The organism is Pseudomonas sp. LBUM1673 (genome assembly GCF_059695645.1).
Window position 1 is genome coordinate 1,885,714 of sequence record NZ_CP166780.1, and the last position, 21,380, is coordinate 1,907,093.

A 21,380-nucleotide genomic window follows, 5' to 3' on the forward strand; every position below is an offset into this window, starting at 1 on the left:
AGTTCGGTGAAGACAGAGCAGGTAAAGCTATTTTGCTCGGGGTCACGATGTTAGGCCCCCGAGCAAATTGGCCGTCGAACAGGAACGGGTATTTATGTGGCCGTCGTTGTCTCAAACGGCCCTGTCGTTATCTACCGCTAGTTCAACGTTACAATGCACGGACTCTGAGCGTAGATTCGTACCAATCTACCAAGGGGGGCACGCTATCTTTTTAGCCATAGCCGCAGATCTAACTCCCAGAGAGTGGCAGTCATGAATTCCAACCGAACAGAGCTCGCCCTCATTGCTCGTGGCATCAACAGCGAACTTGCAAAGCAGCTGCGCAAGACGGGCATGACGTTGTCAAAACTCAGGTCTTTGAAGGACGACGACTTCAAGGATTTGGGGCTAAGCGCGTTGGAAATTGCCTCTGTTCGAAAAGGCGCCAGGCCTCCTGTTCCGACTGCCGACCTGGTCAAGGTGCTTTTTGCCAATCGTTGGCTTTGTTGCGTCTGTCGGGACTCCAGTCTACCCATCGTCGTACACCATATTCGGCCTTGGGCAGAGAGCCGAGACCATTTCCCGGAGAACCTGGCAGTAGTTTGCTCTGTGCATCACAGCGAGGCGCATGCGGTGCGCTCCCTGGATATGGTGCTTTCGCCCGACCGTTTACGTAGTCTCAAGCTAGCTTGGGAGCAAAGAGTTGAGCACCTGGATCGGCTGGACGTTCACAAGTCCACACAGAGCCAAGGATGTCACTGGTGGTACTTCAATCATCTACGGCTTTTTGAGGTGGCCCAAGAGGCTGGAGTGAAGTTTTCGAAGCTTGCAGGCTTTCAGGAGGCGCGTAAGTCAGGATTCTGTGCGAAGGATGGTGCCGTGGTAAGGGAGCGAGGTGAGGGGGTACTGCACAGTGGTGCTAGCGCTCGGTACCTTTACCTTTACATGACTGAAATGCTGAGCGCCGCGCTCCAATCAAATGTCGTCAGGCACATCTCTGATGATCTAGACCGGGGCAAACTCACAGGCATGCTCATCGAGGGCGATCTCATCTTTGTTCAAGGCTGGTACTCCTTGACCGAGTTGGGCCCTGATGCACCCGGAACAGAGCCGGTAATGGGCAAGCGATCAGTGAACAATGTTGAAATCAGGTTCGTGTTTGATCGCAATGAAGGTACTTCTAACTCTGCCAGGGCTCTATGGCTACGGGGCTCGCAAGACTTGGGATGCCTCATACTGATCAATCGTTTAGAGCGATCAAAGGGGAAGGTGGTCATTTCCGGTACCGTATTGGCTATCCGCAACGCTCATCCTGATATCAAACAACGCAGGTACGATGCCGGGCTATACACCTCTGGGCTGATAGGCGGATTTGAGGTCGAATCCGAAGAAGATGACGTTGAGTGGATTACTTAACCGGAGGGCTAATTGATGGCCGCGGCAAGGTATCTGTGTCCGCAAGCAGCCATACGAGTCGGCAAATTGAGCTGTGTGATTTCAGTGGGTATTCATGCGCAATGCCTTTGCGATGAAACCCATTGATATTGCCATCCTCTTGACCCCGCGATAGGTGAGTGTCGGATTTGTCACGGGCAGGTGGCGTCATGGCGGTGATTTTTATGCATTCGTCACCGCTGCCAGGACTGAACCAGGTGTGCCCCCACTGACCAAAGTGCCACAGAGGGCTCCCGCCTAATCAGCGAATAGGAACGCATCCCGAGGGGGCTGCCCTACGAATACCGCTATCTTTAACTCAATAGGAACATTGAGTGTAGGTGGCAAGGTGGCGGCCCAACACCTGACCTCATCATCCCAGCCGGCCTCACAAAACGAAGTGTCTGGCCAAAAGTTATGAACTTCATGGTAGTCCAACTGCTTCGCAATGTTCCGTTCCGCCTCACCGATTAGGCACCACGCTGTGCTCATCCGGATCCTCCAGTTTGGAGACGACAATAAGTGCAAAGGGGCGTGATAATCAAAGCCGAGATTGTCAACATCGGCACCAAAATCCCGCAGCGCGTCGATCTTATCGACAACGTCTCCCTCAGCCATCAAATCAGCCAAGCGAAAAAGAGACCCAAGGGATTGAAATTTGCTGATCTCCCTGCTTTTAGTTCTTTGGCGGTGTAAGTAGTCCTTATAGGGTCTCTTTCTTTCAAAAGATCTGGGTAAGAAACGAAAACAAAATTTGACATTTGAGTGGCCTTTTTTATTGTTGTTTTAGGTCGGCGTACCGGTGGAGCAAACTCTGGCGCAACTGTGGATAAGAAGTTTCGGTAGGCTTATAAGTGATTGTCGAGAATTGGAGTCAGGCAGCTGACGAATCCACATCGATGTATTGAACTGGCCTGTAGAACTCCAGCCTAATGGGTTAATTAGGGTAATGTTTCTGAGCGCTTGGCAGAGGTTTGTGTGCTTTTTTTGCTGCGGTGATGGAAAGTCTGGTCTTGCTATTGCTCAATAGAAATCTCGCTCAACATAATAAAAGTAAGAGCTAAGGCGCAACATGGAATAGCGTTATGGGTATCAGAGATGTTGAACAACTGAATGCTGACCTGCTTAGAATATTCGGATGGCAGGTTGAGATTGCAGAGCAGCAAAATGCTTTCGAGGGGCCGGGGAAGCATTTAAAGCTTTATCGGGTATCCCGGCCTGGCCAACCTGATTGCAAGAAGGTGTACATCGGCCCGATGCCAATCGAAATGCCCGGCTTCGCAATCCATAACGCCGGGTAGCTTTGCCGCGATTTCTATCTCCTTGGCTACAAACAAGGGCGGCGTGATGAGGGTCGATTCAGGCGGCAAAAGCGCAACCGTCGTCAATAAGGATTGAGGTTGCCAACGGTCGATGTGACTGGCAGGATTTTGGATCCATCCTGTCGGAGTTTCCGATGTTTAAAGCACTGCACCCAACTCAGTCTTCGCCTATCTCCATCCGTGACTACATCCATTTGTCTCGATCTTCACCGTCCATTGGCGATGCACGTTGTCCAGCCTGTGAGCAGCCGCTGCTCGTTAAAGGGGATACTGACCCTAAGACGGCCATAAAAACCCATTTTGCGCACCGGCGAGATCCGAACGCACCCATCTGCCCCATTAAAAGCGAAGGCGCTATCCGTTATGAGGTACTGACTGACGCTTTACCGGACACCGAGTCTTCCGCCGCTCTACGCACTCGTTTCTTCGAAAATTGGACGTATCATTGGCACCAGTTCAAAAAATATGTCCGCACCGTAGACATCAAGGACTTTGCCTCAGCACTAAGGGCTGTCGATACAAAAGGGGTCTGGAAGTACCGAGATATTGAAGAGCATGAGGTGATCATTGCCATGCTAGCCACCATGGACTTCGAGCCTGTTACAGACAAGAAGGGCAATGTGCTCAGGTCGCGCTGGGTACGCTTCTGGTTTCGCAGCGACGTGGCAAATCTCCAGGAATTCTGGAACTTGGGGGATGGGCAGAAGGTGATGATCCGAGCTGAGTACGAACTCCCGGCGAAAGCCAAAATGATCAGTGAAGACAAATTCCGGGATTTCAGCGTGCTGGAGGTTGATTCTGACTATCTAGAAAACGAGGCGTACGCGCAGGTACCTGAGTTCGTCAAAATCGTGATGTCGGAGCGTTTCCCGAGAATGATCGCTGCCTCTGCCTGACGAGTTCGGCATCAGTGTCTTTGCGGAGGCGTCTGACCGGGCCGAGGGTAGACGCGGAGCAGGGGCATCGCGGTCATGCGCGGGGGGATGCGGCGCTGACACTGCACGCTGGCCAAACGGTATGATGAACGGTGCTCTAAAAATCTGAACGCGCAAGCATTGATCGGGGATCCCTATGAAGGTGTTCGTCAGCTCCGTTGTACGCAATTTTGAGCCATATCGCGCGGCAGCCAGGAAGGCTGTCTCACTGCTCGGTCATACTCCAGTGATGTGCGAGGACTTCGGCGCAAGGCCTTATTCCTCCCAGGAGGCCTGCATGACCGAGGTCGACCAGGCAGATGTGGTAGTGCTCATTCTTGGATCGGATTTTGGCTTTCAAACCAGCAGTGGGGAGTCGGTAACGCAGCAAGAATTTCGCCGAGCCAAAGCTGGCGGGAAGCGGATTCTGGCATTTCTGCAGGACGCTCCTGCCGAAGGCCCCCAAGCAGACTTCCGCTGGGAAGTTTCCGACTATGTTGATGGTTTGTTTCGAGCAACCTTTACGAACGAACATGAGCTTTCGGACTCAATCATTTGGGCCCTCAATCAGCTGACTGTCAGCCGTCAAGCCATTACAGAGCAAGACTTCGTCCAGCGGTTACAGCAGAAAAATGGTGACGGGCGCAGGAGCTACCGTAATGAAGAGGCGCGCCTTGAACTTGCCTTTCTGCCGCAACCCGCAACGACGGGAACTTTGCGCATCGTACATACCCAGCATGACGCCTTCTTTTTGAAGCTCTGCCAAGCTGGACTGAGCACGCTCAAGGCAGGTTATGAAGATTTTGATAACGCCGAACTTACGGGCCTGGACACGAAAGGAGTGGTGTGGAGGCACCATGATACCGGCATGAGCTGGTTGTCGATTTCCCTGGTCAACCCCGATACATCCAGCAACCCCTTCAACTCCTACTACATCTCTCCCTCTTTTGTGAGGAAGGCGGCGCAGGCAGCTTTTGATGTTTTAAACGAAGGGAAGGGCGGGTGGTTCCAGCTCGGTTTGTATGGTGTGGCCCATAAGCAGTTTGCTGAGCCACCAACGGGCTCCAGCAGAAGCTTTTCGATGCCCCATCGTCCAGAGCAGAGCCTTGAGGAGCGCCAGTTAATGATTCCGGCTTCACAGGCCGCCTACAGTCGCTGGCTTGAGGATGTTACGTTCCAGTTCGGGCGAAAGCTTAACTCCTCTACATGAGAGACTTGAGTCATAACGTTGGCACCGTGGCGATTTTCTAGCACTGTTTTTGACTTGGCCCTCTGCGAGGTATCTGTAATTCTTTCAATCGACCATTCATAGGGGGCGAAACAAAGATGATCAAATACCATCCGTTCAGCCAGGCGCTCATTGGTGTGCCGGGGAGGGCGCAATTCGTCGTTGCCTGCGCCTCAATGCCCGTCATATCGCTTCTCGCACTCAATCACCAGGGGATTTTGACAGTCGACACCGCGTGTCTCGCTCTGCAGGTCAATTTAGGCGTTTTGGCCGTCATGCCGTTTGTTCACGCCATGCTCCGCGATAAGTGGAAAGCGCAATACGAAGAACGTCGTTTGGACGTTACCCTCAAGCTACTCAACCCTGACTTGAACGAGAGGACTCGTCGGAGACTGGAGGGGTACAGTGAGAATCTTAAGCATCAATACCATTTGGCGCTGGACTGGGTACCGACATACAAGGCCATTGATAAGATCAAGTGGAGTCTAGGCTTGGCGATATCGGGCTTGCGAGGAAGCCACCCCACAGCGCTGGCGAAAGAGTGAGCGGGTCGAACTAGCTACCCACTAGTTGTTCGCCATCTTCGAATCTTTGGTTAAGGCTGCCGAGTTTCCAACGCCTTAATCAAAGATCCCGTTGATGAATGAACCTGTGTCCCAAAGCGCTTGGCGAGCGGCTGCAGTATGCTGGCCATGTACGCATCAGCTCGGAAGAATGAAACGTAGGGCACGTAAAGCGCGTGGATAACATCGACGAAATCGCTGTGCTTCATTACTCGGGTTCCCGTTCCGAAGGAGTTGCGAACCGAGCTGTAGAGCCCTCGCAGGCATGTCGACAAACCCGGACAGTACTCGTCGACAAGGGAAATATCTTTGCAGGGTGGAGCGTCTGGTAGCCAAGTTGAGAGCAGTTGATTGACGATATCAAGAATGCCCTCATTCTGAGCTTTGACCCAGAAGCTATTATTGAAACTGCTCAATGTGGTTGCTCGCTCGTCTGCAGGCATACTGGTCAGCACGGTGCGTAGCTTTTCAAAGTTCGTCTCCATCGTCGTGATCAAGTTTTGCGCCGGGCGCCTCACCCACTCACCAATTGCTCCCAGCTTATGGTGGTGCTCCCGAAACCACTGTGCCATGTAGGTCGGGTCACGGAGGCTTTCCAGAAGTGCCTCATCAGCTTTTTTCCGGCTTGCTTTCCCCATCACAAAATTATGAAGCACTTGAGCGTCCTTTGGCCGCATCGGAAACGTTTCAACAAACTCATCAAGATTTGGCTTTCCGAAGTGGTTCAAATTCGATCGAAAATTGCCTGACTTGCTCAATGTGGTCGCCCTGAGAGCGCGGCGCCCCTTTCGATTGAGCGATGCGTCTTGAGCCTGTTTATCCAAGGTGCCAGCGACATCAAGACTGTCCAGCGGACTTACTAGTGCACCAAACTCGGGGAACCATTGGCCGTTTGCGTCCATGGCCTGGATCCGGTCGGCACGATGGGCCACCAGACTCTCAAGTTCTGCCTTGATCAATCGGTCGAACGAGATCATTGCGTTTCGTTCACATAGATCTCTCAAGAGTCCCGTACGCCGAATGGCGGCATCGGCATACGCCTGATCCATCGGCGCCATTTCTGAAATATGTGCTCCTGAAAAAGCGAAGACAGCATTGCCTGACGCTTTGAGCGACAGGAGTTTTAAGCGAACCTGTGCTTCTGACTCCGTCAGATGCATTTTGCTGAGCGCTGAATAGTCATTGCTGTCCAGATAAATGATGCTTTCAGGCATGGCACGTCTCTTTTTTGACTTCGGGATAACGATTTAGGCCCCGGAACGTAGCAAGTTAGCCAGGAAAATTCATTTTTTTCGACACTGCGAATTCTGCTGGGGCACTGCCCCACTCGAAAGCTATCAAGTACGACACGTTGACGTTCAACGGCTTTGCGTCTTTCTGATCTGCGGCGAACTTTAGACGCACCTCGCGAGTTGCGTACTGGAGTGAAACCTGGAGTCGTTGCAGCTCATCGAGCAAAGTTTGCATCTCGTCGTAAATTGCAAACTTGCTGCTTTCCGAATACTCGCTTGCACAATCTCGATAATCACGAAAGTAGTCTACGAGCGATGCGAAAACCTCGTGCGCCTCACGCTTCATCTCAAATCCAGGCTGGGAAATGTCCATCTTGGAAGTTTCTGCGAGCTTCGCTAGTTGATGCCCCGTAGTCAGGGGGAGCGCTGGCAGCGTGACGTAGTCGCGTTCGAATTTGTCCTTCTCTTTCTTGATTTCTTCTTCAGTGGGAATGATGAAAGGCTTGTTGAACGCGTCGATATCTACTATTTCGAAAGCTCTAGCCAGTGCGCGGCGCGTGTCGAAGCTTGCGGATTTTGCGTTTTCAACACGCTGGATAGTCCGTACATTGAGGCCCGCCAGCTCCGCGAGAGTCTCCTGTGACCATTGAAAAATCTCCCGCATTTTCCGGATGAGGGCAGCAAACTCGTCAAGGTTCAGCATGCGTGGTTGGCCGGTGGTGTTGGTGGTATCCATGGTTTAGCTCCATCAGGTTGTCGGTGGGTGGATGATGAAGAAACGGTGAATGACGCAACACGACAGGTGCCCGACAAGGCAGTGGTCGTGCGTGACTTCATCCCTGACCTTGATGACGGTTTCCAGTTATCAAGGAGCTGGCTAAAAAGGATCGGAAAATCTTTATTGGCCGTTGGGTCTTTGCGTGATTCCAGTCAGAATGCCTGCCGCAGCGGGTCTGAGCCAGCATTACGCTTCAGCGCCGGTAGAGAGCTGCGGGACGATTGGAACGGATTGAAATACGCAAGCGATACCCCAAACGCCTTAACGCGTAAGCGGCCTGATCTTTCAGTTGCCAGTGTGCGCTGGGCTTTGTTGTCTATGCGTATGATTTGCAGAGATTGTGCCTAGTTAACCATGTGTTGGAGAGTCTCCTGATGTCGGCGATGCAGCGTACAAAATTCAAACTCCTCGTGCATGAGGCTGACGGACAGAAATACGAAGATCTCTTCGTCAAAATAATGAGCTATAGCGATCCTGGATTTAAAGCGGTTAAACCACATGGGAATATAGGCGATCGGGGTAATGATGGTTGGGTGTCGGGAGGCGGGCGATATTATCAGTGTTACGCGCCGGAGGATCTTCCCAACAACACTGAAAATGCTATCGCTAAAATGAAGCACGACTTCGCGACCCTTAAGGGGTATTGGGAGAAAACGTCTTCAGTCAAAGAATTTTTCTTTGTGCTCAATGACAAATTTCGCGGAGCGCCGCCGTACATATATACAGCTGTTCAGGAGCTGAAAACAGCTCATGGATTAACACATGCTGAAGTGTACGTCGCCAGTCAGCTCGAAGCGAAGTTGTTCTCTCTACCTGATGACGTAATCGAGCTTTTACTCGGGGCCTTGGGGGAGGTTAAGAGTGCTGCCGATACTATTTATTCCCACTTGCTCGATCAAGCCACAGGACGGCTGTATTTGCATTATTGGATGAACGTCAGTGACAACCTGATCGCGGGCAGTATTGAGGGGCAACTTATTGACGATTTCTCTGAATTCACCAGTCTTGTTTTTCGAACGGATTTTCCGGGGGCGGACGTTGGACTGGAGAGTGCAATTACTGAGTTAGCTAAGAGGGTTGATGCGCTCGTGGAACACTTTACAAATTCTAATCATGCTGCGCTAAGTCCTGACCAAAAATGGTGGTATCAGGATAAAAGTTGGAAGCAGACTTGGCGCTCTCAAGAGGTATATCAATTGATGTATGAAGAGAGCGATGCATGGCGCAGTGACTTGTTCAAGGTTCACTGTAACATGGTTTATGCGCTTAACTTGTTTGCTGTTGAAGTCAGAAAACGTTTGCTTCCAAGCTATTTGTTAGGAGGAAAGTTTGTGGTTAATGATTCGATGGGTACCTATAATAATCTGATGGGCTATCAATACATGCCTGCATCATTCGATGAGGTGGAAGAGAAAGATTAATGTGCTTGGGGAGCGGCGCCCCCGCTCTAAAAGTGTCCTCGCATTAAGGTGGTTAGGTGCGAAGGTGTCTGCGAAGCTTCACGGCGGCTGTTAAAGGAGAGTAATTGTGGGTATTTCTCGGAAGGTTTTGTACGAACTTTTCACTGCCGCTTTCGAGCAGTTCTTGATAAAGGACGCGTCGAGTATTAGCAACAGTGCTTCCGAACGACACCTCTGCGCACGTTTAGGCATTCAGTTCGAAATGTTGCTGGCCAGCTATAACCTTCAGGCGTATTACGCTGATGCGGAATACAACCGAAAACAGAATGGTCGAATCAAGACTATTCTGTCCGGCGAGCTTGAAGTTATCCCCGTTACCTGCGACCTCATATTGCACAGTCGTGGGGAGCAGGGTAGAGACAATCTCATTGCCATCGAAATGGCAAAACCCGATAAAACGGCTGAGCGGGTACGCTCGGACAGGCTGCGACTCATGGCGCTGACCAAAAGGAGCTTTGATGATGTGTGGTCATACGATGGCAAGGTTCAGCCTGAACACGTGTGCGGTTATCTGTTGGGAGCGTTCATCCTGATCGATGGCTCAAAAAATCGGGCCTCTGTTGAGTTTTTCGAAGACGGCGTACCAATGGCTCTGCGAAGCGAATTTTCGTTGGGTCGTGCCTCGCTCGACTGAGACCTTTGGGGCGATCTTTGCGCCAGCCTTGTCGCCGGGTGGGTTTCTCGCCTTTGTCGAGATCGACCGGCCCCACCTGCCCTGCCGGAAAGATGAATCGTAACCGTCCGGGCAGCACACGTTGCCGAGACCATCGCCCTCAAAGCTGGGGTTCTGTAGATGGGGTCGCCGCACGCTTATGCCGGGCTCGCGGATTAGCCTTGTAACGTGAGCCGTATCTCTTCTCGCGGGCCGGCAATGTCGGGCACGTAGTCAAAATAGGTATTGAGCATTTTGGCCGCAGTGAAAATGTCATAGGTATCAAGCACTGCGGCGATACGCTCACCCTCGAATTGTTCGAGGTCGTTCTGATGGCGCCAGAGATCCTCTCGCCCGACGAGCCTGCATACCATCAGCGTGTACCGCCGGAACCAGAACTCAAGGTAGTGCTCAGGAATCCGGTCGATGCTTTGAAAATCCTTTACCTGATCGAGATAAAGAAGGGGGTTGTTCGAGCTGGTTGTTTTTCCGTACCAATAAGCCTTGGTGCGTACCGATTCGACATTTTTCCCTAAGCATGTGATGAAGGCTGCCAATGTTTCCAGACAGTTAAAGGTGGGATCCTCGTCCCAAGGGCTTTTAACGATCCAGGTCAATTTCAAGTGCCGATCCCAGGCGCAGTTAAGCTCTGCGTCGGAGTAGTTGTGACCCAGCAGCCTGGCGATCCTGAGTCGGAAGCCGTCCCAGTCCCGCGCTCGGAGGGCCATGATCACTTCCATTAGCGTTTCCGGCGACCAATCGACACATTTTGGCAAGTGCGCGTCGCCGTGTATTAAAAGCTTATTGAGCGACGCTTTACCTAGGATGCGAAGCTTAACCTCCCTTAGAACGAGGCCTACATACAGATCAATATCGAGTCTGTTCGCTCGTCTACTGCTGCCCAGTGGTAGGTGGGAAGCCAGGTCATCTTGCTTGATTGTCAGGTGATTCATGCCTGGATTGCCCGGATACAACAACAGCACTTGCGTGGAGGCAAACCCGCTTTGCGCAAAACGGTTAGCAACACGCTCCATTGTGGGCAGGATGCTGCTCACCTCCTGACTGCTCATGCCGAAAGTCAGGCTCTGTTTCAAGTCCGAGTAGAGCGCCACGCCAGTTCGGGCGGTATCGTCATCCCACTTCAGCGGGGAGAGGTCGCGCAATTCTAAATTCCATCGGTCGGCTGCCTCCGCAATGGCGTAGCGACTGTAGATCTTGGGTTCCCACATGCGGTAGCGATACAGCGTGCACAAAGCTTTGGTTGCAAACGAATGGTTCGCTTGGCTGTCAGGAAAGGCTGGCGAGGCCTCAGTGAAGGCCTGGAACTCGCGTCTAGTCAGATCCTTAATCACGCGTTTGAGCGCTTTGACGACACTGTCTATGTTCTGAATCACTGCGCCAGACGCCAAGGGTTTGATTGTCTCAAGGTGAGCAATCAGAGAGCTTTGACGCACCGATTTACCATCGAGCAGCTCCGAATTTCCAAGATCATACGGGGAGGCAAAAATCCTTGTCTTATCGGTATCATCGAGCAGGTGGTGGACGATGTGCTCCGCCACACCTTTGCAGGCACCAGCAAGCGGGTAGCGCCAAGTCAGCGTGCGAAATTCCAGCTCCTCAAAGCTAAGCAGGGCGTCGGAGCTCAAGGGATCGGACGCATGCTTTAGAGACTTTTTCAGCTCGGCCAACTCAGCTTTCTGCAGCTCGTTCAGAAGCTCATCTGATTGCTCTTTCATTGTGACGTCTCAGGCTGGCAGTGGAGTGGGGTGTACCGAGTTGGCACGAGTGAGGTCTTCGCTGAGTGCTTTGTACTCTGCGCCCTTTTCCGAAAGGTTCATGATCTCTTCGTGACGGGTCGCGGCGGTCGTAACAGCTTCGCCGTAGCCAACACCGGTGTTATCTCTGATCCGCCTAGCCATCTCGTTGATGACAGTCTCTTCGCCGTGCTGGTAGGTTGCTTTGACTATGTGGTAAACGGCGCTGGTCGAGCGAAGGGCTTTCTCAGCGCATCGGGTGGATAGCAAAATGCTCATCGGTGTGTCCTCTGATAGTGCCAAAGTGGCGCGATCAAAAGTACAAAATCATGGGGGAAAAACCAGGGTAGGCAGATTTAATGACTGCTTCGCTCCCTTCATGCTAACGCGCAGAGCCTGTAGAGTAGGCTTGGTACAGCTGTGAACAATGCGCTGGTGATGCGGGATGGTCGAGGAGGGCGCAAACCCTGTGATGAGCAGTCGGAGCTACGCAAGCATGAAATTCTCTCGTAGGGGTGCACGTCACGCCGCGATCGTGTAACCTATGGGTAGGTTATCTACTAACCTCTTCGCCCAGACTGGGATCCATGAAAAACTGGAGGCTGGTCAGGCACCGTGGATGTCCGTAGCCGGGAACGTCACCAGAACTTAGGTTTAGCGTGGCTATCACTTGTTACCGCGTTCAGCGAAGGGTATGCGTAGCTAGATATCGCGAGAAAAGCGGGCCCCCATTCGTATATGCTGGGCCCGCTTTTTCGTTCTAGTCCTAAGCCGTCCAGTAATCGTTTGAAAAGATGTTGACGTGCGACTTCTCCCTTACTTCCACTATCCTGTCATGGCAATCTCTAAAGTGCCCGGATATTGTCCCGTTCCGTCCCTTATCCTTTGACACGTTATAGTGTTCGTTGGTGACGATTTTGTAGCCGAATCTGAAGTTTCCATTGAGCACGCACAGTGGCTGATGTGGAGCGCCGGACTCTAATTCGGAATGATGCTCTTTTCCGTAGGAAAAAAAGCTGTCGTTGTCATCTACATAGTACTTGTCTGGGTAGTCCTCTTTGCGTTTGGGCATCCTGCGCCGATTCAAGTCGCTGATGGCTTGATCAAGAGTCTGGACAAATTCCGAGGCCAGCGTGCTGTGGGCGAACAGCTCCTGCAGCGTCATCAATTCCTTCGCAATGAAGTTCCTAAACGGAAGCTGCAATGCATTGCGGCTGCCGGCATCACGCATGTGCGTATAGACGTGAGCCAGGTTTTTAACCATGCGGGTGATGGCGGCCTGAATTATGTTTTTGTAGCTGCTCACTTCGGAATTTAGCTCCACTTTTGTCACGAAGCAGGCGTTGGAAACCGATGCGGCTAGGTGGTGATATCGGCTGTCACACAGGACAGCGACGCCTTGAGCTTTTTTTGCGACATGAAGCACATGCTGATCAAGCGGGAATTTTGCGGTCGAGGGGTTATAAATGTTGGTGGAGAAATCGAAGCCGACTGCTTTGACTCTCTCAATGTCACGTAGCGAGCGCGGGATCAATGCTTCCTTTTCCCTGTCGAACAGCCCGCACGCACCCGGGTCATCTGAGACCAAAATGATTGTGCAGCGCATATCACTTGATCATTTTTACGAGTACAGAGACGGGGATAATGACCCGGTCAAGCTCTTGGTCAGACAAGGACGTGAGCGAGTGGAGAAGCGTGAGCACTGCTTTGTCGCCTTTCAGGGCTGAGCGAGGTGTCTTGTGAGTTTTGCTCTCTCCCGCGCTTTCGGTGGGGAAATCAAAGCTTGCATTCGAAGGGGCAACCGCCACTTTTGCCCTGTGAGTGGCATGCTCGATCAGCCTGACATCCATTTCCGCCGCGTAGTCTTTGATGAACGACTTGATGTTTTGTGGGCCGATGATGGATTTGAAGTTCGGTGCCATGGCTTCGAGCACGGCAGGAAGGTTGCTCAGTAGCAGCGGCTTTTTATGAGTCTCCCAGTACTCCTTCGCAACGACTTTAATCGACTCTTTGACTTGCTGCAGATCGGTCACGTTGTATCCCTATCAGTGGTTCGAACGAGTGCGGATTATGGCACATTGCCGTGACCTGCAAACCTCTTGAGGGCGTCTTACCAGAGGCGCAATCTCGCCAGGTTTCTTGGATTCCAGCTTTCTTGCTATTGCGTGTTGCCGAGCGCATGGGAAGACAAAAGTCAGCAGCGATGCTGGCGCCTTTGCTGTCCTGGTGCGGCTCGCTGGACGATGACCCGATGCCTACCTGAACGAACACCACAGATCAGATGCTCAGGGGGGGGTACCTGCAGGCTGTACTTGCCGGCGCAACTTCGTAAAGGATCAGGCCGGCGTTAATAGCTAGCACTGAGACCAAAGCACTCGGCTAATCAGGTCATGAGATACGCCCATTCGCTTCAGGTTATCCATGAGTTCCCCGCCATCGCTGTCGGGACGCAGCGCTATCGTCCAGCGAACCTCCCTGCCATTGAACGCTTCGATCAGTCTTAGGAAGTGGCGCTATCGACCGGCGAGATCGAATGCCCGAGCACGACCACCTGCTCGATCGCATCGAGGTTGTCGAAGAAACTCAGATTGTCAGAAATGATCTTTGTACTGGGCTTGAAAGTGCTACTGAAAAAATCATCCAGTGTCGAAAATGCTTCAAGCAGCCGATGGTCTGCCGACTCCGGGTCGACACTGTCATAAAGCAGTGGCCGTTCTTCGGCAGACCACGCATGCCCCAAGACGATTTTTGCATCAGGATCGGCGGACTCACCGTGTATGTGCAGGATGTTCTCTGCTGAAACATCGTAAAGCTGGGTCAGCGTGCTGGTGTAATTGAATGTAAGGAAGGTGGCGTTTACATCCAGGGTTTGCAGCAGGCCACTGATATTGGATCGGTCAGGCATCGTGATAGATCGCACCCAGTCCGCAAACCGCCCCTGCAATGTCTTGGAAAGCCCCTCAGCAACCCGATCGACCTGATACTGAAAGTCATGGTGGCCCGCATCGCTCCACTCATCATCTGCGTACGACCCCAGAAAACACTCCATGTCGGACACGATGTTGTCGATGTCCAACTCAGCCAGGGCCTGCTCCAGATTTGCCCATTTCCCGTCGGCAGGTATATAGCTTTGCACCCAGTCATGGGTTTCATGATCGGCCACTTCCAGGTATGCCTTGAAGTCTGAGTAGCTTGTGGGCAATCCGTGATGAAGGTCGAACCCGTTGCCAATGATGTATAGGGTCGTAGCGTCCATGCGTGGCATCTTGGGCATTCCTGCGGGGGGGGGGGGGCGAGAGAACTTCAGTTGGGGATCTTTACAAACTTCACTCCAGGCAGCGAAAGCTTTCGCGAAAATAATCAGATTGGATGCGAAATATTAGGAGGGGCAAGGGAATGCGCCTATCGAGTAGAATGCTGCGCTCGCTCGAAGTGATGAGGTTCTCAGTAACCTCCCGATTCCATTTTTGGTGTAGGTTTACATTTGTCGCCGACGAGGAAGCATGAATCGGACGGCGATTCGGTTGTCAGGTTTACATTTCACCTGTGATTTTTGCCGATATCTGGCTAGGTTTACATTTTTCGTATTTTTCACGGATTACTTTTCTTGAGTCGATTTTTCAACCTAATGTTTGCGGTGTTTTTTCCGTTTTCGGCTTTCCGAAAATGGAAGGAGCGTCGGTTTACATCTTCCCCCATAGCGTTTTTCGGCGCCGGCAAGAGCACCAATCGCGAATACCTGGCCGAGCGTCTGCGCGCTGCCGGGATCGAGGTGGTGTTGACCCGGGAGCCCGGTGGCACGGCCCTGGCCGAGCGGATCCGCGACGTGCTGTTGGCACCGGTCGATGAGGTCATGAACCCCGATACCGAGCTATTGCTGGTGTTCGCCGCGCGAGCCCAGCATCTGGCCGAGGTGATCCGCCCGGCGCTGGCCCGTGGCGCGGTGGTGCTGTGCGATCGTTTTACCGATTCGACCTATGCCTATCAGGGCGGTGGTCGCGGTTTGTCGCTGGAGCGCATCGCGACCCTCGAAACGTTTGTCCAGGGCGATCTGCGCCCGGACTTGACGCTGATCTTCGATCTGCCTGTAGAAGTGGGCCTGGCCCGCGCCAGCGCCCGTGGTCGCCTGGACCGCTTCGAGCTGGAAGGGCGAACGTTCTTCGATGCCGTGCGTAGCGCCTTCCTCGAGCGTGCTAAAGCGGATCCTGCGCGTTATGTCCTGGTGGATGCCGCTCAGCCGCTGGCGCAGGTTCAGCAGTCTCTGGATGCCTTGCTGCCACGTCTGCTGGAGTTGACCCGTGGCTGAAGCCTATCCGTGGCAGGACAGTCTCTGGCAGCAATTGGCCGGTCGTGCCCAGCACGCTCACGCCTATTTGCTGCATGGCCCGGCCGGGATCGGCAAGCGTGCGCTGGCCGAGCGGTTGATGGCTAGTTTGTTGTGCCAGCGTCCGACCGCACAGGGCGCTTGCGGTGAGTGCAAATCCTGCCTGCTGCTGAAGGCTGGCAGTCACCCCGACAATTACATTCTGGAGCCGGAAGAGGCGGACAAGGCGATCAAGGTCGATCAGGTGCGTGATCTGGTCAGCTTCGTGGTCCAGACCGCACAGATGGGCGGTCGCAAAGTGGTGCTGATCGAGCCGGTCGAATCGATGAACATCAACGCCGCCAACGCCTTGCTCAAAAGCCTTGAAGAGCCGTCCGGCGATACCGTATTGCTGTTGGTCAGCCACCAGACCAGCCGTCTGCTGCCGACCATCAAGAGCCGCTGCGTGCAGCAGGCCTGTCCGTTGCCGAGCGAGGCCATGAGCCTGGCGTGGCTGGTCAAGGCGTTGCCGGACTGTTCGGAAGAAGAGCGCATAGAGCTGCTGACCCTCGCCGCCGGTTCGCCACTGGCCGCAGTCAAATTGCAGGCCCAGGGCGTGCGCGAGCAGCGGGCGCTGGTAGTCGAGGGCGTGAAGAAGTTGCTCAAGCAGCAGCAATCGCCCACGCAACTGGCCGAAGAGTGGAAAACCATTCCCATGCTGCTGCTGTTCGACTGGTTCTGCGACTGGTCGAGCCTGATCCTGCGTTATCAGTTGACTCAGGATGAGGCAGGGCTGGGGCTGGCGGACATGCGCAAGGTGATTCAATACCTGGCGCAGAAAGCTGCTCAGGATAAAGTCCTGAATATCCAGGACTGGATTCTCGCCCAGCGTCAGAAAGTGATGAGCAAAGCCAATCTCAATCCGGCGCTGTTGCTGGAGGCGCTGTTGGTACAATGGGTATCCTTGCCTACCCAGAAGTGACTGTCTGTGCCTAGACTCTGATCATCAGACAGTGGAGGTCAGCATGAACGAACCCGTCAGTCCGGGGCCGCGCAATGGCATTTTGTCTTTGACCATCAAGGACAGGTCCGTGCTCTACGCAGCCTACATGCCGTTCATCAAGAATGGTGGCCTGTTTATCCCGACCAACAAGAGTTACAAGTTGGGCGATGAGGTCTTCATGCTGCTGCACCTGATGGACGAACCGGAAAAAATCCCGGTCGCCGGCAAGGTCACCTGGATCACCCCCAAAGGTGCCCAGGGCAACCGCGCCGCCGGGGTCGGCGTGCAGTTCAACGAAGGCGACAACACCGCGCGCAGTCGAATCGAAACCCATCTGGCCGGAGCCCTGAAGTCCGACCGTCCCACTCATACGATGTAAGTTGCAGCCCTTTTTATGCTCGTAGATTCCCATTGCCACCTTGATCGCCTCGACCTCACCGCCCACGACGGCTCCCTGGATGCCGCGCTCGACGCGGCCCGTGAGCGCGGGGTAGGGCACTTTCTGTGCATTGGCGTCAGCGTCGAGAACGCCGCCGACGTCAAAGCCCTGGCCGAACGTTATGACGATGTCGATTGCTCGGTTGGTGTGCATCCACTCGATGTGCAACCGGGTGCCGCTCCGGCGCTGGATTGGCTGTTGCGCGAACTCAATCATCCGCGGGTGGTGGCGATCGGTGAAACCGGCCTGGATTACCACTACGAGCCGGAAGCGGCAGCGTTGCAGCAGGAATCGTTCCGTCTGCACCTGCACGCGGCTCAGCAGACCGGAAAACCGGTGATCATCCATACCCGTGGTGCTCGGGCCGACACCCTTGAACTGTTACGCGATGCGGCGCTGCCTCAAGCGGGCGTGCTGCATTGCTTCACCGAAGACTGGGAGATGGCCAAGGCTGCTCTGGACATGGGGTATTACATATCCTTGTCCGGTATTGTCACTTTTCGCAATGCCGATGCCCTGCGTGATGTGGCCAGCAAGGTGCCGGCTGACCGATTGCTGGTGGAAACCGACTCTCCGTACCTGGCGCCGATCCCTTATCGCGGCAAACCGAACCTGCCGCAGTATGTGCGTGAGGTAGCGGAATTTCTGGCAATGTTGCGAGGTGAGTCCTACGAGCGATTTGCCGAGCAAACTACTGAGAATTTCAGGCGGTTGTTTCCGTTGGCGCATGTCAGGACATCGGCGTAACGTTGGAAAGGATCGCAACCTGCGGCAGCTCCCACGGGTTTTTCCCCTGAATCGCAGGCAAAAAAAACCCGGGTTCTGGGGGGTGAATCCGGGTTAAGACCATTAGGAGTAAAACAAAGGTACGCGGTCCTTCGCTACCTTCATCGGCGCGACACTTGGGGGAGATGCCTCGCCGACAGTTGAAGTATTGATCAGTATTGCGCCGAGTCCAGTTTAGCCGGTCGGGTTTTTAAACAAATTTGGAATACGCGCGCTTCGGTTGAGTTCTCATCAGCAAGCGAGCTGGTGCGAATTCATCAAGAAACACATATATGGTCGGATGATCCGTGCATTTTGGCGTAAGTTAGGCATAATACGCGGCTTCGAATTTTGACCCCTACAGACCTTTTCTTATGCATAAAGAACCTCGTAAGGTCCGTGAGTTTCGTCGCCGCGAGCAAGAAATTCTCGATACCGCGCTCAAGCTGTTCCTCGAACAAGGTGAAGACAGTGTCACCGTCGAGATGATTGCTGATGCCGTAGGTATCGGCAAAGGCACGATCTACAAGCACTTCAAATCCAAGGCGGAGATTTATCTGCGCCTGATGCTCGATTACGAGCGCGATTTGAACGAGCTGTTGCATTCCGCCGATGTCGATAAGGACAAGGAAGCCCTGTCCCGGGCCTACTTCGAATTCCGCATGCGCGATCCGCAACGCTACCGGTTGTTTGATCGCCTGGAAGAAAAGGTGGTCAAGGGCAATCAGGTGCCGGAGATGGTCGAGGAACTGCACAAGATCCGCGCCTCGAACTTCGAACGCCTGACCCTGCTGATCAAGGGCCGGATCAGCGAAGGCAAGCTCGAAGACGTGCCGCCTTACTTCCATTACTGTGCGGCCTGGGCGCTGGTACACGGCGCCGTGGCGCTGTATCACTCGCCGTTCTGGAGCAACGTGCTGGAAGATCAGGAAGGTTTCTTCCAGTTCCTGATGGACATCGGCGTGCGCATGGGCAACAAGCGCAAACGCGACACCGACACGCCGAGCAGCTGAACCATTCAGTTGCCTTATTGCGCCATGATTTAGCTACATGGCGCAGTACCGCAGGAATATACTCAGGCATAGGGCTTGCTAAAACTTGATTTGTAAGTCAAGTTTTGCGCGTCCGAATCTTCTTTCGCCGGAGTGATCCATGATCGTTGACCGTCAAGGCAGGCGTTTCCGCAATTTGCGGATCAGTCTGACCTCAGCTTGTAACTACGCTTGTACCTACTGCGTGCCTAACGGCAAGCGGCTGGTGGCTGCGCAGGATGAGTTGTCGGCCGAGGCCATGGCACGCGGCGTAGCCTATCTGATCGAGGCGGCGGGCATCGAGCGTTTGCGCATTACCGGTGGCGAGCCATTGGTCAGTCCCAAACTCGAAGCCTTCATGACCGCCGTCGGGCAGATGGGCCTGGCGGACATCAGCCTGACCACCAATGGTCAGTTGCTGGCCAAGAAGCTGCCGCTGCTGGTGGATGCCGGTATTCGGCGCATCAACGTTTCCCTCGACACCCTGGATGCCAGCGCTTTTCGCAGCATTGCCCGCGGCGGTGATCTGGCGACCGTCCTCGACGGCATGGACCAGGCCGCAGCGGCCGGCATGAAGATCAAGGTCAATATGGTGCCGCTGCGTGGGCAGAACCTCGATCAGGTGATGCCGTTGCTCGATTATTGCCTGGAGCGCGGCTATGAGTTGCGCTTCATCGAGTTGATGCGCATGGGCCACCTGGCCAGCGACTCCAACGCCTTTGTGCAGCAGTTCGTCAGCCTTCAGCAGTTGCTGAGCCTGATCGGCGAGCGCTACGAGTACCTTCAGGCCGATGCACCCGTTGATGCCACGGCGGTGCGTTACCAGATTCCGGGGCTGGGTCACTTCGGCGTGATCGCCAACGAAAGCGTCCCGTTTTGCCGCACCTGCTCGCGTCTACGCTTGTCGTCCACTGGCTGGCTGCATGGTTGCCTGTCTTCGAGCAATCGCCACTATGTCGGCGACTTGCTGGACAAACCTCGTCATCAGGCGCTGCCGGCCTTGCAGCGACTGCTGGTCAAAGCCCTGGGGGACAAACAGGACGTGGCGTTCTCCGGTGGCGCGACCATTATGAAAATCATCGGCGGCTGATCGGGCTCTGTGGCGAGGGGGCTTGCCCCCGTTGGGGCGCGAAGCGACCCCCAAAACCATTCTCTCCATTTGTGTCAGAAGCACCGCATGTATCGGTTTTACGACTGCTGCGCAGCCGAACGGGGGCAAGCCCCCTCGCCACAGTTCACGCTTGAAATGATATGAGTTCCAGGGACTGGCGCGGAAGCTGCATCCCATGGCCATTCGCCGGTTTTCCGTCACCGGCTTCTGGAGGGTAGGATGCGTAGCCTGGTTTTGCTGCTGGCCGTTTTGGTGCTTGGTGGCTGCATGAATGTCAGCGATATGGCTGAAGGGACTCGCTACCACATGAGCGATGCGGGGCTGCTGGACCACAGCGACAGTCGTCGTGTGAACAACTTCCGCATTCAGCCGGACTCGTTCATCTACATTGCTCAGGGCGCCTTCGCGCCGCCGGGCAGTGCCTACCCACGACCTAACGTGGTGGCCGAAGAAGCCTTCAACGGCTTTATCGAATATTTCCCGATGGTCCGCCGCGCCCGCGCGCCGGAAGGCCTCGACGCTGCCATGGGCGAAGCCCGTGCCGCCGGTGCCCATTACCTGCTTTACACCCGTTTTGCCAAGGCCGACGACCGCATCGGCAACTCGGACGAATGGCTCGACCAGGAACACGTGGATCGTCTCGGGATCGACAGCGGCGTGATTCAGATCATGTTGATCGAGACCAGCACCCAGTATTTGATCGATACTGCACGTATCAAGAGTCGTGGCGGTTTACTGACGTTCCACGACAACAAACCAGAAGACTTGCTGGGCCCGCCGCTGGAGCAATACGCTCGTAGCCTGCTGGGGCTCAGCGACCAGTAATTCAAAGGAGAACGCCATGAGTGGCCCGCAAAAAGCCAACGACCTGTTGGGGCAAATCCCCAAAACCAAAGGCTTGCCGCCGGTCCACTTGTGGAACCCCGACTTCTGCGGCGACATCGACATGCGCATCGCCCGCGACGGCACCTGGTATTACCTGGGTACGCCGATCGGGCGCAAGCCGATGGTCAAGCTGTTCTCCACCATCATTCGCCGCGACGGCGATGATTACTTTCTGATTACCCCGGTCGAAAAGGTTGGCATCAAGGTCGACGACGCACCGTTCGTGGCGATTGCCGTGGAGGTCGAAGGCGAGGGTGAAGCCCAGGTCTTGCGCTTTACCACCAACGTCGATGAAACGGCCGATGCCGGCGCCGAGCACCCTATGCGGGTAGTGATCGATCCGGTAACTCAGGAACCCGCGCCGTACGTGCATGTACGCACCAACCTTGAAGCGCTGATTCACCGCAATGTGTTCTACCAACTGGTGGAGCTGGCAGTGAGTCGTGAAATCGACGGGCAGCGTTGGCTCGGCGTCTGGAGCGGTGGCGAGTTTTTCCCTATTGGACTTGAGCCATAGTGGATTGAAC

At 54.2% G+C, this 21,380-nt stretch carries 24 protein-coding genes; 17 read left to right on the plus strand and 7 right to left on the minus strand.

Going from position 1 to position 21,380, the window contains the following annotated elements; genetic code table 11:
* Positions 1-252: 252 nt before the first annotated feature.
* The 6 genes from ACA044_RS08595 to ACA044_RS08620 all read left to right on the plus strand — a co-directional run bounded on the left by ACA044_RS08595 (position 253) and on the right by ACA044_RS08620 (position 5,422).
* On the plus strand, positions 253-1,395 hold the full coding sequence (locus ACA044_RS08595) for an HNH endonuclease signature motif containing protein (protein ID WP_497445976.1): 1,143 nt from the start codon (positions 253-255) through the stop codon (positions 1,393-1,395).
* Positions 1,396-1,947: 552 nt separating this feature from the next.
* The gene (locus tag ACA044_RS08600) at positions 1,948-2,109 is read left to right on the plus strand and encodes a hypothetical protein (protein WP_497445977.1); all 162 of its coding nucleotides are present in this window, start codon (positions 1,948-1,950) and stop codon (positions 2,107-2,109) included.
* Between the two features lie 389 nt (positions 2,110-2,498).
* Positions 2,499-2,714 carry a hypothetical protein gene (locus tag ACA044_RS08605; RefSeq protein WP_497445978.1) on the plus strand — a complete coding sequence of 72 codons (216 nt, stop codon included), beginning with the start codon at positions 2,499-2,501 and terminating at the stop codon, positions 2,712-2,714.
* 155 nt (positions 2,715-2,869) lie between these two features.
* Positions 2,870-3,631 carry a competence protein CoiA family protein gene (locus tag ACA044_RS08610; RefSeq protein ID WP_497445979.1) on the plus strand — a complete coding sequence of 254 codons (762 nt, stop codon included), beginning with the start codon at positions 2,870-2,872 and terminating at the stop codon, positions 3,629-3,631.
* 175 nt (positions 3,632-3,806) lie between these two features.
* On the plus strand, positions 3,807-4,859 hold the full coding sequence (locus ACA044_RS08615) for a DUF4062 domain-containing protein (protein ID WP_497445980.1): 1,053 nt from the start codon (positions 3,807-3,809) through the stop codon (positions 4,857-4,859).
* A gap of 116 nt (positions 4,860-4,975) precedes the next feature.
* A complete protein-coding gene (locus tag ACA044_RS08620) occupies positions 4,976-5,422 on the plus strand; it encodes a hypothetical protein (protein ID WP_497445981.1) in 447 nt (148 codons plus the stop codon).
* 50 nt (positions 5,423-5,472) lie between these two features.
* Here ACA044_RS08620 and ACA044_RS08625 read toward each other — a convergent pair whose 3' ends face one another.
* Together ACA044_RS08625 and ACA044_RS08630 are read right to left on the minus strand one after the other, a co-directional pair.
* A complete protein-coding gene (locus tag ACA044_RS08625) occupies positions 5,473-6,654 on the minus strand; it encodes a hypothetical protein (protein WP_497445982.1) in 1,182 nt (393 codons plus the stop codon).
* Between the two features lie 55 nt (positions 6,655-6,709).
* Positions 6,710-7,408, minus strand: a complete 699-nt coding sequence (locus ACA044_RS08630; protein ID WP_497445983.1) for a helix-turn-helix domain-containing protein — start codon at positions 7,406-7,408, stop codon at positions 6,710-6,712.
* Positions 7,409-7,435: 27 nt separating this feature from the next.
* On the opposite strand from ACA044_RS08630, the gene ACA044_RS08635 reads away from it, so the two are divergent.
* The 3 genes from ACA044_RS08635 to ACA044_RS08645 all read left to right on the plus strand — a co-directional run bounded on the left by ACA044_RS08635 (position 7,436) and on the right by ACA044_RS08645 (position 9,544).
* Complete coding sequence (locus ACA044_RS08635; protein WP_497445984.1) at positions 7,436-7,798, plus strand: hypothetical protein; 363 nt, start codon at positions 7,436-7,438, stop codon at positions 7,796-7,798.
* Between the two features lie 26 nt (positions 7,799-7,824).
* A complete protein-coding gene (locus ACA044_RS08640; protein WP_497445985.1) occupies positions 7,825-8,871 on the plus strand; it encodes a hypothetical protein in 1,047 nt (348 codons plus the stop codon).
* A 106-nt stretch (positions 8,872-8,977) separates the two neighbouring features.
* Entirely contained in the window at positions 8,978-9,544 is a 567-nt protein-coding gene (locus ACA044_RS08645; RefSeq protein WP_497445986.1) for a hypothetical protein, read from the plus strand.
* 194 nt (positions 9,545-9,738) lie between these two features.
* Here the strand turns inward: ACA044_RS08645 and ACA044_RS08650 are convergent, their stop codons facing one another.
* The 5 genes from ACA044_RS08650 to ACA044_RS08670 form a co-directional block, all read right to left on the minus strand.
* Positions 9,739-11,298 (minus strand): hypothetical protein, encoded by a 1,560-nt coding sequence (locus ACA044_RS08650; RefSeq protein WP_497445987.1) that lies wholly within the window; start codon positions 11,296-11,298, stop codon positions 9,739-9,741.
* A gap of 9 nt (positions 11,299-11,307) precedes the next feature.
* The gene (locus ACA044_RS08655; RefSeq protein ID WP_497445988.1) at positions 11,308-11,595 is read right to left on the minus strand and encodes a hypothetical protein; all 288 of its coding nucleotides are present in this window, start codon (positions 11,593-11,595) and stop codon (positions 11,308-11,310) included.
* Between the two features lie 487 nt (positions 11,596-12,082).
* The gene (locus ACA044_RS08660; RefSeq protein WP_497445989.1) at positions 12,083-12,922 is read right to left on the minus strand and encodes a hypothetical protein; all 840 of its coding nucleotides are present in this window, start codon (positions 12,920-12,922) and stop codon (positions 12,083-12,085) included.
* Position 12,923: 1 nt separating this feature from the next.
* Positions 12,924-13,349, minus strand: coding sequence for a hypothetical protein (locus ACA044_RS08665; protein WP_497445990.1), 426 nt, complete (start codon positions 13,347-13,349; stop codon positions 12,924-12,926).
* A 467-nt stretch (positions 13,350-13,816) separates the two neighbouring features.
* Positions 13,817-14,572, minus strand: coding sequence for a bacteriophage abortive infection AbiH family protein (locus ACA044_RS08670; protein ID WP_497445991.1), 756 nt, complete (start codon positions 14,570-14,572; stop codon positions 13,817-13,819).
* Positions 14,573-14,923: 351 nt separating this feature from the next.
* Between ACA044_RS08670 and tmk the strand changes: the two genes are divergently transcribed.
* The 8 genes from tmk (at position 14,924) to ACA044_RS08710 (ending at position 21,370) form a co-directional block, all read left to right on the plus strand.
* Positions 14,924-15,622: a dTMP kinase gene (gene tmk / locus ACA044_RS08675; protein WP_497445992.1), complete on the plus strand. Its 699-nt coding sequence runs from the start codon at positions 14,924-14,926 to the stop codon at positions 15,620-15,622.
* Positions 15,615-16,601, plus strand: a complete 987-nt coding sequence (locus ACA044_RS08680; RefSeq protein ID WP_497445993.1) for a DNA polymerase III subunit delta' — start codon at positions 15,615-15,617, stop codon at positions 16,599-16,601. Before tmk ends, ACA044_RS08680 begins: the two co-directional genes overlap by 8 nt.
* 43 nt (positions 16,602-16,644) lie before the next feature.
* A complete protein-coding gene (locus ACA044_RS08685; protein ID WP_497445994.1) occupies positions 16,645-17,001 on the plus strand; it encodes a PilZ domain-containing protein in 357 nt (118 codons plus the stop codon).
* Between the two features lie 15 nt (positions 17,002-17,016).
* Positions 17,017-17,808, plus strand: a complete 792-nt coding sequence (locus tag ACA044_RS08690) for a TatD family hydrolase (RefSeq protein WP_497445995.1) — start codon at positions 17,017-17,019, stop codon at positions 17,806-17,808.
* Positions 17,809-18,200: 392 nt separating this feature from the next.
* The gene (locus ACA044_RS08695) at positions 18,201-18,839 is read left to right on the plus strand and encodes a TetR/AcrR family transcriptional regulator (RefSeq protein WP_007942012.1); all 639 of its coding nucleotides are present in this window, start codon (positions 18,201-18,203) and stop codon (positions 18,837-18,839) included.
* Positions 18,840-18,978: 139 nt separating this feature from the next.
* Positions 18,979-19,947 carry a GTP 3',8-cyclase MoaA gene (locus ACA044_RS08700; protein WP_497445996.1) on the plus strand — a complete coding sequence of 323 codons (969 nt, stop codon included), beginning with the start codon at positions 18,979-18,981 and terminating at the stop codon, positions 19,945-19,947.
* 240 nt (positions 19,948-20,187) lie between these two features.
* Positions 20,188-20,793: a DUF4823 domain-containing protein gene (locus tag ACA044_RS08705; protein WP_497445997.1), complete on the plus strand. Its 606-nt coding sequence runs from the start codon at positions 20,188-20,190 to the stop codon at positions 20,791-20,793.
* 16 nt (positions 20,794-20,809) lie between these two features.
* Complete coding sequence (locus tag ACA044_RS08710; RefSeq protein WP_008067797.1) at positions 20,810-21,370, plus strand: DUF1285 domain-containing protein; 561 nt, start codon at positions 20,810-20,812, stop codon at positions 21,368-21,370.
* Positions 21,371-21,380: the final 10 nt, after the last annotated feature.